The organism is Rhizobium sophoriradicis (assembly GCF_025200795.1).
In the GTDB taxonomy this organism is placed as follows: domain Bacteria; phylum Pseudomonadota; class Alphaproteobacteria; order Rhizobiales; family Rhizobiaceae; genus Rhizobium; species Rhizobium sophoriradicis.
On the sequence record NZ_CP104152.1, the window covers coordinates 1,901,161 to 1,915,003 of the forward strand.

Genomic DNA, 13,843 nt, shown 5'->3' on the forward strand with positions numbered 1-13,843 from the left:
GAGAATACGCCCCGGATTGAACGAATTAGCCCGGGAACAAACAACGCCTCAGGCGAGCAGCGCCTCGTAGGCCCGGTAGATGGCGAGGAAGTCGGCGGCTTTCAAGCTCGCCCCGCCGATCAGTGCGCCGTCGACATTGGCAATGCCCATCAGTTCGCCGGCGTTGGCCGGCTTGACCGAGCCGCCATAGAGAAGGCGCATCTTGCGGCCCTGATCGTCGAAGCGAGCCGCCATTTCGGCGCGCATGAAGGCATGCGCCTTTTCCACGTCGCCCGATGTCGGCGTCACACCGGTACCGATCGCCCAGATCGGCTCATAGGCGATAACCGTATTTTCGGCGGTCGCGCCATCGGGAACGGAGGCCGAAAGCTGGCGCTTGATGATGTCGAGCGCCTGACCGGCGCGGCGTTCATCCGCCGTCTCGCCGATGCAGATGATCGCCGTCAGCCCCGCGGCAAAAGCGGCCTCCGCCTTGGCGCGCACCAGATGGTCCGTTTCGGCGTGGTCGGTACGGCGTTCGGAATGGCCGACGATCACATAGGTGCCGAAACTGTCGGCAATCATTTCTGCCGAGATGTCGCCGGTGTGCGCCCCGGAGGCCTTCTGATGGCAGTCCTGCGCGCCGATCGAAAGCGGGCTGTCGGTGCAAAGCGCGGTCGCCACATAGAGCAGCGTCGCCGGCGGGCAGATCAGCGCCTCGACCTTATCGGCGAGCGGCGGGCGAACACCCTCGGCGATCGCCTTGATCTGATCCAGAGAGGCACGGGTGCCGTTCATTTTCCAATTTCCCGCCACGAGCGGGCGCACGTCAGGTGTCATGCCGGCCTTCCCTAAATCTGCTTATGCCTGCGGCCATATCAAAAGCTTGCGGCAAAGAAAAGCATCATGCCCCTGACGTAAGGGGAATCTCGGCAATCCCAGGCAAATTTTGCCTAAAATCCCGCGCTAAGCCGCAAGAATCCAGTTCAACACCCTGCGCCAGTCGATCATTCGGATCGGCGTTCCGTGATTGCCGGTTTGAAACAGCGTGAAGCGCGCCGGATATTTTGCCTTGCGCAGTCTTTCGAACAGCGCCTGCTGGTCGCTGGCGGCATAGACCGGATCGCGGCTGCCATGCGCGAACCAGAGCGGCAGCTTCGCCCTGTAGAAGGCGCTTTTGGTGAAATCGGGATCGGTAACCCCGCTCATGACAAGCATGCCCTTCAGCCGCTTGACGCTGCCCTCGTCGCGGGCAATGCCCCAGCAGACCTGGCTGCCCATCGAGGCGCAGGAGAGGATGACTGGCCGGCCGGGCGATTGGGCGCTGGCATAGCGGACGAGGCCGGCGATGGCGGCAACGCCGTTGCTGTCGAAGCTCTTGACCGTCGGCGAATAGTAGACGCCGCCATTGCCGGCGGCGAGGTTCTTCAGCCGGTTGAAATTGCCGCCGAAGCTGTAGTCGTTGGCCCCGAGCCTGCGGTCGCCGTCGCGGCCGTGAATGAAGATCACCGTGAATGCGGCATTTTGCGGCGGTCCCACCCTGGTGACATCGAGCTTGATGCCGTCGAGCGAGAGCGTTTCGTCCGCTTGGGCCTTGCGGATGCCGAGCGCCACATATTTCTGCTGCACCCGCTTTTGCGGGATCTGGTCGCGGCCGTTGATATCGCGCATTTCGTCGTAGTCGATGACCTCGAAAGCACCGTCGTCGCCGGTCTGCAGGATGGTCTGCTTCGAGAACAGTTCATCCTTGAAGGGCGCCAGCGTGCCGGCCGCTTGCGCCGGCCCGCCTGATGACAGCATGGCCGCAGACAGGAAAAACGCCGCAATTACCGATATAACAGCGCAATCACTTGTGGACATTCGCATGCGGATGGTTTCCTGAAGCCTGCCGCCGCTTGCCATTCCGCGCCCGGCAACGCAAATCATGTGTCAACTCCGCCAGAATTGGCGGTGTCGCGTATTGAGGTGCTTTCTGGCAGAATCTGCCTGATTCGCAAACGTGACATGAAATGCGGTGATTTTGGGTCGGCGGCGGATGCAAGCCCAAGACAGGATGAAGATCTGAACGGCTCCATGGACGACAGCAACGACCTTTTTTCCGGACTGCCCCTTTCTGAAAAACGCGAGGAGGCACAGAAGCCCGTAGCGCCGGCCGAGCGGCCGGCAGCCGCAGCGCCCGTCGCCGCGACGCCGCCCGCCGCCTCCGCGCGCCCGGCGCCCGCCGGATCGAACTCGGACGAATACGGCGCCTCGTCGATCCGCGTCCTCGAAGGGCTCGAGCCGGTGCGTATGCGCCCGGGCATGTATATCGGCGGCACCGACGAAAAGGCGCTGCATCACCTCTTTGCCGAAGTCATCGACAATGCGATGGACGAGGCGGTCGCCGGACACGCCAATTTCATCGAAGTGCATCTCGATCTGCAGGGTTATCTCACCGTCACCGACAACGGCCGCGGCATCCCCGTCGAGAACCATCCGCAGGTTCCCGGCAAATCGACGCTCGAAGTCATCATGACCAAGCTGCATGCCGGCGGCAAGTTCGACGGCAAGGCCTACGAGACATCGGGCGGTCTGCACGGCGTCGGCGTCTCGGTCGTCAACGCGCTGTCCGACTTCCTCGAGGTCGAGGTGGCGCGCAACCGCAAGCTCTACCGCCAGCGCTTCTCCCGCGGCCTGCCTCAGGGCGGGCTCGAGGAACTGGGCGACGTCCATAATCGCCGCGGCACCCGCGTGCGCTTCCATCCCGACGCCCAGATATTCGGCGATCATATGAAGTTCGACGCCGCCCGCGTCTTTCGTATGGCGCGCTCAAAGGCTTACCTCTTCGGTGGCGTCGAGATCCGCTGGAGCTGCGAGCCCGGCGTTCTGCCGGAAGGATCCGAGGTGCCTGATAAGGCCACCTTCCATTTCCCCGGCGGCCTCAAGGATTATCTCCAGGCGACGATGGGCAAGGAGTTCACCGTTACCCGCGAGATCTTCGCCGGCAAGACGGAGAAGGCCAGCGGCCACGGCTCGATGGAATGGGCGATCACCTGGTATGGCGGCGATCCGCAGGTGCATTCCTATTGCAACACCATCCCGACCCCGGAAGGCGGCACGCACGAGGCAGGCCTGCGCATCGCGCTGACCAAGGGGCTGAAGGCCTATGCCGAGCTGACGCAGAACAAGCGGGCCGCACAGATCACCACCGACGACGTGATGATCTCGGCCGTCGGCATGCTGTCGATCTTCATCCGCGAGCCGGAATTCGTCGGCCAGACCAAGGACAAGCTGGCGACCGTCGAGGCCCAGCGCATCGTCGAGAACGCGCTGCGCGACCCGTTCGATCACTATCTCGCCGACAATCCGAACGAGGCGGCCAAGCTGCTCGACTGGGTGATCGAGCGCGCCGAGGAACGCCTACGCCGCCGCAAGGAAAAGGAAGTCAACCGCAAGACGGCGGTGCGCAAGCTGCGCCTGCCCGGCAAGCTCGCCGACTGCTCGCAGAATACCGCCGAAGGCGCCGAACTGTTCATCGTCGAGGGTGACTCGGCAGGCGGTTCGGCCAAGCAGGCGCGCAATCGCGCCAATCAGGCGATCCTGCCGCTGCGCGGCAAGATCCTCAACGTCGCCAGCGCCGGCCGTGAAAAACTCGGCGCAAACCAGCAGCTCGCCGATCTCATCCAGGCGCTCGGCTGCGGCACGCGTTCGAAGTATCGCCAGGAAGACCTGCGCTACGAGCGCATCATCGTCATGACCGATGCCGACGTCGACGGCGCCCACATCGCTTCGCTGCTCATCACCTTCTTCTATCAGGAGATGCCGGAACTGGTCCGCGGCGGTCACCTCTTCCTTGCCGTTCCGCCGCTCTACAAGATCACGCAAGGGGCGAAATCCGCCTATGCCCGCGACGACAACCACCGCGCCGAGTTGATGCAGACGGAGTTCAAGGGCAAGGCCAAGGTCGAGATCAGCCGCTTCAAAGGTCTCGGCGAAATGATGCCCGCCCAGCTCAAGGAAACCACGATGGATCCGTCCAAGCGCACCCTGCTGAAGGTGCTGATCGACGAGGTGGATTTTGAGGGCACCCGCAGCGCCGTCGACGATCTGATGGGCACCAAGCCGGAAGCCCGCTTCCGTTTCATCCAGGAGCGTGCGGCCTTCGCCGAAAACCTCGATATTTAAGCAGGTCTGAGGCGCGCCGAACCTCCGACAAATACTCTCGGCCCGCCCTTATTTTAGCAGTCGCGATTTCACGGAACTGACGAAGAACCGTAACAACTCCGTCAAACAACCGGCGCATGAAGCGGTCGGCGCGCCCTCCCCGGGGAGGAACGCCTGCCTCCGTTCGAAACTTTTCAACCCTTGCCGGATATTTTTCATGACCAAGCGTTTTCTCGCGACTGCCGCTTTCGTTCTCCTGTCCAGCACCGTGACTGTCCGCGCCACCGATATCGGCGCTACCTTCGAGACCGCCTGCCCGTTCGGCGATTGCGCCGCCGGCATCGCGCTCTCCTATCTCGGTGAATTCGTCATCCCGACCGGGCAGATGGAAAACGGCGTCGAATTCGGCGGCATTTCCGGCCTCGATTTTGATGCCGCCACCGGCCACTATATCGCCATCAGCGACGATCGCTCGGACAAGGCCCCGGCCCGCTTCTATGAACTCGACGTCGATGTCGACGCATCCGGCCTCAAGGGTGTTTCCGTCGTCAAGCACGTGACCCTGAAGGACAAGAACGGCGAGCCTTTCGCGGCAAAAACCGTCGATCCGGAATCGATCCGCCTCGGCAAGGACGGCATCTATTGGGGCAGCGAAGGCGACGCCAAGGTGCTGTTGCCGCCCTTCATCCGCGTCGCTGCGCCGGACGGTTCTTTCCTGCGCGAATTCAAGCTGCCGGAAGGCTTTGCACCGACCATCGACAGGTCGACCGGCATCCGAGACAATCTCGCCTTCGAGGATCTCGCCGTCGCACCCTCGGGCGAAGTTTTCGTCGGCCTCGAAGCCGCCCTCTACCAGGACGGTCCGAAGCCGTCGCTGACGACGGGCAGCCTGTCGCGCATCATCCGTTACGACGGCGCATCCGGCGAGCCGAAGGCGCAATATGTCTACCCGGTATCGCCTATACCGCAGGCCGCCGCCAAGGCCGACGGCGGCAATGACAACGGCATGTCGGAAATGCTCGCGCTCGACGATCACCGCCTGCTTGCCGTCGAGCGAAGCTATGCCGAAGGGGTCGGCAACAACATCAAGATCATGATGATGGATCTCGCCGACGCGACCGACATATCGGCCATCTCCTCGCTCGCCAAGAACGACCAGCGCGTCGTCCCGGTTCGCAAGAGCCAGATCCTTGATCTCAGAGCAATCGGCCTTGTCCCCGACAATATCGAGGCGATGTCGTTCGGCAAGGCCAAGGATGGAAGCGACGTCCTCATTCTCGGCTCGGACAATAATTTCTCGGCCGCGCAGAAGACGCAGTTCTACGCCTTCAAGATTTTGCGTCGTCCGCAACAGTAAGACATCGGCTCTGATGGCTGAATAGCGACGCATTGTATACGCTTTCACGGCGCGGACCTTGAAACCGCCGGGTTCATAGCCCATAACCAGAAGACAAGAACAAGAAGAGGCGCGCGTGGGTGTGTTTGACCGTCAGAGAAGCAATCATGAACCGCGATGGCTGGGCTCGTCGGCGCCGACACGCACGCCGCTGATACCCTCCATCTCAGCGGCGCGCTGGCTGCTGGTGCTGATCGTCGCCGCCGGCGTTTATTTCTTCTACGGTTTCCTTGTGCCGGTGCTGGCCGCCCTTGTCATCGGTTTCGCCAGCTGGCCGCTCTACCGCAAGCTTCTCGCCCGTGTCGGCGGCAATACGACGATCGCCGCGACCATCGCCATCATCATGATTGTCACGTTCCTGGTCATCCCGATCGGATTTGCGGCCACCTATACCACGGGCGAAGTGCGCACCTGGCTCGCCTGGGCAATCGACGCCAACCGTTCAGGGGCCGCGACACCTGGCTGGATCGTCGCCTTGCCGTTTGCCGGCCCCTATCTCGACGACCTTTGGACAAAATACATCGGCAGCCCGGGCGCGCTCGGCGAGCTCATCCAGGCGGTCAGCGGCGCCCATATCGGCAATATCTACCGGGCCGTTCTTGCGGCCGGCGGTGGCGCCTTCCATCTTCTCCTGACGCTGCTCTTCATGCTGATCGCGCTGTTCTTCGTCTATCGCGACGGCGTCTCCTTCTCGAAGCAGATCGACATGCTGGGCGAGCGCATCCTGCCGAACCGCTGGGAACGCATTTCCCGCGTCGTTCCGGCGACAATCAGCTCCACGGTCATGGGCATGACGCTGATTGCGATCGGCGAAGGCATCGTGCTCGGCCTTGCCTATTGGGTCGCCGGCGTGCCGTCGCCGGTGACGCTCGGCGTGCTGACGGGCGTGATGGCACTGATACCGGGCGGTGCGCCCCTCTCCTTCACGCTGGTCTCCATCTATCTCCTGGCGAGCGGCTCGCATGTCGCCGGCGTCGGTCTCTTCGTCTGGGGCACGGTCGAGCTCTTCATCGTCGACAAGACATTGCGGCCGAAGCTCGTCGGTGGTCCGATAAAGCTGCCCTTCCTGCCGACCTTCTTCGGCCTTGTCGGCGGCGTCAAGACGATGGGTTTCCTCGGCCTCTTCATCGGCCCGGTGCTGATGGCGCTCATCGTCGCCATCTGGCGCGAATGGATCCACGAGGCCCGCAACGCCGAGACTAGCGAGAGCGGGCAGCAGTTCGTCATCGACGAACAGGCCCCGCCGTCCAAGCCGGTTCCCCGCGTCGCAGAAGGCTGAACCAGGCCTTTTGGCCCTATCCCAGCCGCTTTTCCATGAACAGGCTGAGCGGGTCCGGCAGATAGGCGCCGAAAGCCTCGATCTCCCTATATCCGTATTTGCGATAAAGAGCGATCGCCTCGGGCTGATAGATGCCGGTTTCGAGCCGGATCGCCGTCAGCCGCTTTTCCCTTGCGACGGCCTCCAGCGCGTTCATCAAGCCGCTGGCGACCCTCAGTCCCCTCGCCTGCGGGTCGACGAACATGCGCTTGATCTCCGCCGTATCGTCGCCGGCCTCCACCAATGCGCAGCATCCGACGATTGCGCCGTGGTTGCGCGCGACGAAGAAACTCACGGAAGGCCTTTCCAAGAGAGAAAGATCCACCAGATGATTGCTCTCGGCCGGATAGAGCGACTGCGCATAAGCATCGGAAAGATCGAGAAGGCGGAGTACGCCCTCCTGCCGCGGCGGCTCCTGGGCAATGGTGACGGACATGCTGGCTCCCGATGCTTGCGAGGCGCAATTTTTCGCGGAGATGACGAAGAGTTAATCCTCTTGCCTTCATTCGGTTGGAATTGCGCCGTCTAAGGCGATGTCAGGTTCAATAGCCAAGGAAGCAGAATATGCAAGCGGTGCTCATCGCGATGACGATTCTCGGTTGCGACGATTCCGTCAGCCAATGCAGCTATGTCGCGACAGTCGACAAGCGTTGGGAAACGGTTGCCGCCCGCGATGCCGAGGCCGAGCGCCGGCTGAAGTCCTATGCCAATGTCCACTATCCCTCGGTGATCGCGGTCTGCGAGGCGCCGAAAGCCGTCGCCGCCGCCGAGCCGCCGAAGCCGGCGCCCATACCGGCCCCCGTTCCTGCGCCCGAGCCTGTCGAAGAACCCGTGGGAAAACTCGCCAGCTTCGCTGAAAATATCGCCGGCCAGGTTCGCGCACATCTTCCCTCGGGCCGGGACGTCAAGGAGACGCTCTCCAAGCCCGCGCATTTCGTATCCGCCAGCTATTCCTGGGTGGTGACACGGATCGCCGATTAAAGCATGTCGCGCAAAAGTGTGCGCGGTTTTGCGGCAACAACATGCGTGAAAACAAAGAGCTAAAGCGCAGGATCGAATCTGAAAGATCGCGATGGGGCTTTAGGCCGCTGCAAGCGCCGCATAGACGCGGGCTGATTGCCGCTGTTCGGCGACGTGCAGTTTCTCCACCATGTCGAGCAGTTCGCCGACCGCAGCATGGGCGCCGTCGTGATGGCGGAATTTTTCGAGAAGACGACCGCAGACAGTGCCGAGCACGCTGCCTGGCGCCTTGCGGGCTGCCTCGCGCCACAGAAGCGTCGCCTCCACGAAGATCACGCTGATATCCCTCGGGAGGCCGGCGGATTCATAGAGCGCGCGCACCGCATGCATGCGTCCCGTCGCCAGGATCGCGCGCACGCGGCGCTCGCCGCAGCCTGTCAGATCGACGATCGCTCCGGCGAAGAAGTCCACCTTGCCGGAGCAGAGGGCGTGCATCAGGAAGGACGGCGTCAGGCGGCCGTTGAGGCGCAAATGCTCGACGAGGTCAGGTATCTCCCGCGGCGCGATATCGCCGGCGATCGATACGATTGCCGCTTCCGTCGCCTCGCGGCTGATCCGCTGCAGCCGCTGCAGCCCGATCGCCGCCTGAACAAGCGGCAGACCGACCAGCGCATTGCTGACATGCTGGGTGAGCAGCTGGCGGGCATCGGCCGGGAGATCGCTGCGTTCGAGAAGCAGATTGCGGATATCGCAGCAGTCGCCGAGCCGTTCGGCGATGCGCTTCAACGACAGGCTGGAAATGACAGCGCCCTCGTTCTCGAGCAGGCAGAGCAGCTCCTCTTCATCGCCGACCTCCGCAAGGGCGGCTGAAACCGGCCGCGTCACACGCGCCCTCGCCGCGATCAGCATCCGGGTCGCGCCATTGCCGCGTGCGGCGAGATCGACGAGATCGGCATCGGTCAGAAGCGGTGAACAGGTGACGGCGTGGCAGGCGATCTCAGGCTGATCCGCGGCAAGCGAAAGGACCAGGCTGCGCGGCGCGTCGGGCGACCAGGCGACCGCCTCGGCAAGCGCAAGCCGCACGCGCGGCGACGGATCGTCGAGCAGAAAGGTCATTGCCATCTCGGCCGCCGCCCGCTCCTCCGCGCTCATCTGAGATTGCAGATAGGCTCGACCGAGTGCGTTCGCGGCCCGGGCCCGATCGCCGGTCTTGGCCGTTTCGATCCAACGAAGGAAAGCTTCTACGATCACGCGACGCCCCAGCACTTGAACGCGATTCCCTCGCGTTCCTTTCATTGCTGCGACCGTAGCGGCAAAAGGTTTAAGATTCGTTCACCATATTTCTTAAGCCCTTGTATGCCTTCTTGTATGCCTTCGCGTCAGCCCTCGACCTGCGGCCGGAGCATCTCGAAGACATCGCTGCCCTCGCTGTAATCCATGTAACCCATGCGGGCCACAGGCCGGGCAATCGACATGTCGAGGCGGCCGTCCCTGACAATCGCTTCGTCGATGCGGATGCCGATCACCTCGCCGAACACCATGACGTTTTCGGATGGCGTACCCGACAGCGTCTTCGGCTCGATGATCTCGGTCACCCTGCATTCGAGCACCGAGAAGGCCTCGCCGACATAGGGGGCATCGATGAGTTCGGCCTGCTTCGGCGTCAGCCCGGCGAAGCCGAATTCGCTCTCGCCGTAGGGCAGTGCGGCAGAGGAGAGGTTCATCTTTTCGGCGAGATCGCGGCTGACGAAATTGCAGGTAAAGACGCCGGTCTCCGCCGCGTTGCGCTGGCTGTGCTTGCGCCCGGCGGACGAAAACATCACCAGCTTCGGACGGTCGGCGACGGCGTTGAAGAAGGAATAGGGCGCGAGATTGATCGAGCCATCCCTGCCCTTGCTGCCGATCCAGCCGATCGGCCGCGGCGACACGATCGCCTTGAAGGGATCATGCGCCAGCCCATGGCGGTTGCTGTCGGTGGTGTAGAACATCAATCCTCTCCGCCGACCCAGGTGACGGTGTCGGTAAGCTCCGGCCGCGGCCGCTCGATTGCCGGAAATGTCGTCGAGCCGATATGGATGAAGCCGGCCACCTTTTCATCGGCTCCGACGCCGAGCAGTGGATAGGCGCGCTCGTCATAGGCGAACCACTCCGTTAGCCAGTTGGCGACGTAGCCGTGGGCATTGGCTGACAGGAGGACGTTGAGGCAGAGTGCGCCGGCCGACATCAGCTGCTCCCATTCCGGGATCTTGATGTGCGGCCCCGCCTTGCTGACGACGGCCACGACCACAGGCGCGCGGGTGAAGCGGGTGCGCTCGACCTGGATCATCTCTTCGGAAAGATCGGGTTTCGTCTCGAGCGCCAGCTTCAGCAGCGCCTCTCCGAGGCGGACGCGTTCCTGTCCGCGATAGACGATGAAGCGCCAGGGTGCGATCTTGCCGTGATCGGGAACACGCGAGGCGAGACGCAGGATTTCTTCGATTTCCGCCTTCTCGGGGCCCGGCTCGCACATCTGGAAAGCGGGGATGGAGCGGCGCACGGCGAGATAGTCGATCAGCTTAATATCGGATTTCATGCGGGAGAAACTTTCATTTTTATGCTGCTGCAAAGGGTGGGTCTTGAATTTGCCATCGCGTTGGTCTTGAAGTGGCCTTTGCGATTTCAGAAGTCAATCGGTTCACGAAACAGATGTTTGGCATTTCGCCTCTTGTACGCACCGGCCTCGCCATCGCGCTGATGGTATTGATGCCTCTCAGCGCCGGGGCGCAGGATGCCTTCAAGGATTTCAAACAGCTCGATTCGACATCGAAGATGCCGAAGCTCAACGCCTTCATCGCTCCTGGCACCGCGCCCGAAGGCGCAAAACTGCGCGATGTCGCAATGGAAGCCAAGCTGACGACCGACGGCACGGCTGTCGAGGACGGCCTGTCCTGGTACGTCTTCAGCCCGATCGCCGGACCGGACGGCAAGCTGCCGCTAATCGCCAGCGCCAAGGGCGGACCCGCCGCCTTCCAACTCGCTCCAGGCGATTATTTCGTCAATGTCTCCTTCGGCCGTGCCGGCGTCACCAAGAAGCTGACGGTTCCGGCCGACGGTGAGGTCGACAAGCAGGTGATGGTGCTCGATGCCGGCGGCCTGCTGCTCAATGCCGTCTCCGGCACCGATGCCCGCATCCGACCCGATCAGTTGAGCTTCTCGATCTATTCCTCGGAAGTGCGCGACGATGGCGAGCGCGGCCTCGTCGTGGCCGACGTCTCCCCGAACACGGTAGTGCGCCTCAATGCCGGCACCTATCACATCGTTTCCGAATACGGCAACGTCAATGCCGTTATCCGCGCCGACATCCAGGTTGATGCCGGCAAACTGACTGAGGCGACGATCCAGCACCGCGCCGCCCAGATCACCTTCAAGCTGGTCTCCGAAGCCGGCGGCGAGGCGATCGCCGATACGGCCTGGTCGATCCTGACGGCAGCCGGCGACAGCGTCGGCGAAAGCGTCAGCGCCTTTCCAACCATGGTTCTTGCCGAAGGCGAATATTCGGCCGTTGCCCGCAACAAGGACAAGATCTACCAGCGGGATTTCAAAGTGGTCGCCGGCAGGAACACCGATGTCGAGGTTCTGATGAAGGACCAGCAGCCGCAGCAGCCGGCGAGTGCGGCCCGCACGGTGCAGCAGGTGCCCGCCGGCACACCGCCGCCACCGGGCGTCCAGCCGCCCCCCGAAACGCCTCTGCCCTCCTATGAACAGCTCGTGCCGCAAAGCGGCGACGGCGCCAGCCTGGATTGATTTTCCCGCGCACGCGCCTCGGACGGATGCAAAACTCACGCGGATCGGCCAGCGCTTTAAGCGCCGGTTTCCATCATTGCTGAAAGATACTTCGAAGAGCAGCCGGGTTCGGAATGCACCGCTTTTATTCGACAGCGCCGAGGTTCGGCGCTGTCGTATTCCGGCTGTTTTCAGGCCGCCTTGGCTTTTCTTGCTTCGGCCTTGCGGCGGATATCAGGCGGTGTCGCCTCGAGCGTCAGGCTCTCGACCGCAGCGTCGAGCCCCATCGAAACCTGGTCCTGGCTGCCGAGGCGGCGAATGTTGACCGTACGCTCCTCGGCTTCCTTCCTGCCGCAGACGATGATGACGGGAACCTTGGTGACCGAGTGCTCGCGGATCTTGTAGTTGATCTTCTCGTTGCGGAAGTCGGTCTCGACGTTGAGACCGGCCTCGCGCAGCGCCTCGGCCACTTCAAGCCCGTAGGCATCGGCCTCCGAGGTGATCGTCGCTACGACCACCTGCAGCGGCGATACCCAGAGCGGCATATGGCCGGCGAAGTTCTCGATCAGGATGCCGAGGAAGCGTTCCATCGAGCCGCAGATGGCGCGGTGGATCATCACCGGCTGCGTCTTTTCGGAATTGCTGTCGATGTAGAAGGCGCCGAAACGTTCCGGCAGGTTGAAGTCGACCTGCGTCGTGCCGCACTGCCATTCGCGGCCGATCGCATCCTTCAGCGTGTATTCGAACTTCGGACCGTAGAAGGCGCCCTCGCCCGGCAGGATACCGGTCTTGATGCGGCCCTCGGACTGTGCCTCGATCGTCTTCAAGACGTCGGTCATCACGGCTTCGGCGCGATCCCAGAGCGCATTGGAACCGACGCGTTTCTCCGGCCGGGTGGAGAGCTTGACGACGATTTCCTTGAAGCCGAAATCTTCATAGACCGACAGGATCAGATCGTTGATCTTCAGGCATTCGGCCGCCATCTGCTCGTCGGTGCAGAAGATATGCGCGTCGTCCTGCGTAAAGCCGCGCACGCGCATCAGCCCGTGCAGCGCGCCCGACGGCTCGTAACGATGCACCAGACCGAATTCGGCAAGCCGGATCGGCAGCTCGCGATAGGACTTCAGGCCATGCTTGAAGATCTGCACATGGCCGGGGCAGTTCATCGGCTTCAGCGCAAAGACGCGGTTGTCGGCTTCCTTGTCTTGTGGGTGCGTCATCGCATGTGCCGATTTCACGGCAAACATGTTCTCCTGATACCAGCCCCAGTGACCCGAGGTTTCCCAGAGCGACGTGTCGAGCACCTGCGGCGCGTTGACCTCTTCATAATCGACGGCAAGCCGACGGCGCATATAGGCAACGAGCGTCTGGAAGATGCGCCAGCCCTTGCCATGCCAGAAGACGACACCGGGGCCTTCCTCCTGGAAGTGGAAGAGATCCATCTCGCGGCCGAGCTTACGATGGTCGCGCTTCTCGGCTTCGGCCAGCATGTGCAGGTAGTTGTCGAGATCGGCCTGGTCAGCCCATGCCGTGCCGTAGATGCGCGACAGCATGGCGTTGTTGCTGTCGCCGCGCCAGTAGGCGCCGGCGACCTTCATCAGCTTGAAGGCGGTACCGACCTGACCGGTGGAGGCCATGTGCGGGCCGCGGCAAAGGTCGAACCAGTCCCCCTGATGATAGATCTTCAGATCCTGCCCTTCCGGGATCGCATCGACGAGCTCGACCTTGTACTGTTCGCCCTTGGCGGCAAAAACTTCCTTGGCCTTGTCGCGCGACCAGATCTGCTTGGTGAAGGGCGCGTTGCGGGCGATGATCTCCTTCATCTTCTTTTCGATCTTCGGCAGATCGTCGGGCGTAAACGGCTCGTTCTTGGCGAAGTCGTAATAGAAGCCGTTCTCGATCACAGGGCCGATCGTCACCTGGGTGCCGGGCCAGAGTTCCTGCACGGCTTCGGCCATCACGTGCGCGGCGTCATGGCGGATGAGTTCCAGCGCGCGCTGATCCTTGCGGGTGATGATTTCGATCTTGCCATCGGTGACGGCGTCGGAAAGGTCGCGCACGGCGCCGTCGATCGCAATGGCGACGGCGCTCTTGGCAAGCGACTTGGAAATGGATTCGGCGACATCCTTGCCAGTTGCGCCGGCCGGGAAGCTGCGCACGGAACCATCGGGAAATGTCAGGGAAATAGCTTGGGACATCGAAATTCTCCTTGTCCAGTCCCGCCAACGAATGCGGGTGGTTGAAACGAAGCGCCTCCGTCCTTTGGAGGCGCTGCCGCCTGATAC

General features: G+C 62.5%; 12 protein-coding genes. 5 read left to right on the forward strand and 7 right to left on the reverse strand.

The features are described from left to right. Window positions 1-48 precede the first annotated feature (48 nt). Window positions 49-819: a triose-phosphate isomerase gene (tpiA, locus tag N2597_RS09580; protein ID WP_183597746.1), complete on the reverse strand. Its 771-nt coding sequence runs from the start codon at window positions 817-819 to the stop codon at window positions 49-51. Between the two features lie 126 nt (window positions 820-945). Next, window positions 946-1,845: an alpha/beta hydrolase family protein gene (locus tag N2597_RS09585; RefSeq protein WP_077994068.1), complete on the reverse strand. Its 900-nt coding sequence runs from the start codon at window positions 1,843-1,845 to the stop codon at window positions 946-948. Window positions 1,846-2,052: 207 nt separating this feature from the next. Here N2597_RS09585 and parE point away from each other — a divergent pair, with 207 nt between their 5' ends. From parE to N2597_RS09600, 3 genes are all read left to right on the forward strand, one after another. Further along, complete coding sequence (gene parE, locus N2597_RS09590; RefSeq protein ID WP_183597744.1) at window positions 2,053-4,143, forward strand: DNA topoisomerase IV subunit B; 2,091 nt, start codon at window positions 2,053-2,055, stop codon at window positions 4,141-4,143. Between the two features lie 196 nt (window positions 4,144-4,339). Beyond that, a complete protein-coding gene (locus N2597_RS09595) occupies window positions 4,340-5,479 on the forward strand; it encodes an esterase-like activity of phytase family protein (RefSeq protein WP_183597742.1) in 1,140 nt (379 codons plus the stop codon). Window positions 5,480-5,594: 115 nt separating this feature from the next. Then, window positions 5,595-6,797, forward strand: coding sequence for an AI-2E family transporter (locus N2597_RS09600; protein ID WP_183597740.1), 1,203 nt, complete (start codon window positions 5,595-5,597; stop codon window positions 6,795-6,797). Window positions 6,798-6,813: 16 nt separating this feature from the next. On the opposite strand, the gene N2597_RS09605 is transcribed toward N2597_RS09600, so the two are convergent. Then, complete coding sequence (locus N2597_RS09605) at window positions 6,814-7,272, reverse strand: GNAT family N-acetyltransferase (RefSeq protein WP_183597738.1); 459 nt, start codon at window positions 7,270-7,272, stop codon at window positions 6,814-6,816. Between the two features lie 128 nt (window positions 7,273-7,400). Here N2597_RS09605 and N2597_RS09610 point away from each other — a divergent pair, with 128 nt between their 5' ends. Beyond that, the gene (locus N2597_RS09610) at window positions 7,401-7,817 is read left to right on the forward strand and encodes a hypothetical protein (RefSeq protein ID WP_183597736.1); all 417 of its coding nucleotides are present in this window, start codon (window positions 7,401-7,403) and stop codon (window positions 7,815-7,817) included. A 99-nt stretch (window positions 7,818-7,916) separates the two neighbouring features. Here N2597_RS09610 and N2597_RS09615 read toward each other — a convergent pair whose 3' ends face one another. From N2597_RS09615 to N2597_RS09625, 3 genes are all read right to left on the reverse strand, one after another. Then, window positions 7,917-9,062, reverse strand: coding sequence for a DUF2336 domain-containing protein (locus N2597_RS09615; RefSeq protein ID WP_096764600.1), 1,146 nt, complete (start codon window positions 9,060-9,062; stop codon window positions 7,917-7,919). Between the two features lie 113 nt (window positions 9,063-9,175). Then, the gene (locus N2597_RS09620) at window positions 9,176-9,784 is read right to left on the reverse strand and encodes a flavin reductase family protein (RefSeq protein ID WP_183597734.1); all 609 of its coding nucleotides are present in this window, start codon (window positions 9,782-9,784) and stop codon (window positions 9,176-9,178) included. Continuing rightward, a complete protein-coding gene (locus N2597_RS09625; RefSeq protein ID WP_077993590.1) occupies window positions 9,784-10,368 on the reverse strand; it encodes a nitroreductase family protein in 585 nt (194 codons plus the stop codon). The genes N2597_RS09620 and N2597_RS09625 overlap by 1 nt, the downstream gene beginning before the upstream one ends. A 113-nt stretch (window positions 10,369-10,481) precedes the next feature. On the opposite strand from N2597_RS09625, the gene N2597_RS09630 reads away from it, so the two are divergent. Next, window positions 10,482-11,579, forward strand: a complete 1,098-nt coding sequence (locus tag N2597_RS09630; RefSeq protein ID WP_077993588.1) for an RgsD C-terminal domain-containing protein — start codon at window positions 10,482-10,484, stop codon at window positions 11,577-11,579. 170 nt (window positions 11,580-11,749) lie between these two features. Here N2597_RS09630 and thrS read toward each other — a convergent pair whose 3' ends face one another. Beyond that, window positions 11,750-13,756: a threonine--tRNA ligase gene (thrS, locus tag N2597_RS09635; RefSeq protein ID WP_086156227.1), complete on the reverse strand. Its 2,007-nt coding sequence runs from the start codon at window positions 13,754-13,756 to the stop codon at window positions 11,750-11,752. Between the last annotated feature and the right edge of the window lie 87 nt (window positions 13,757-13,843).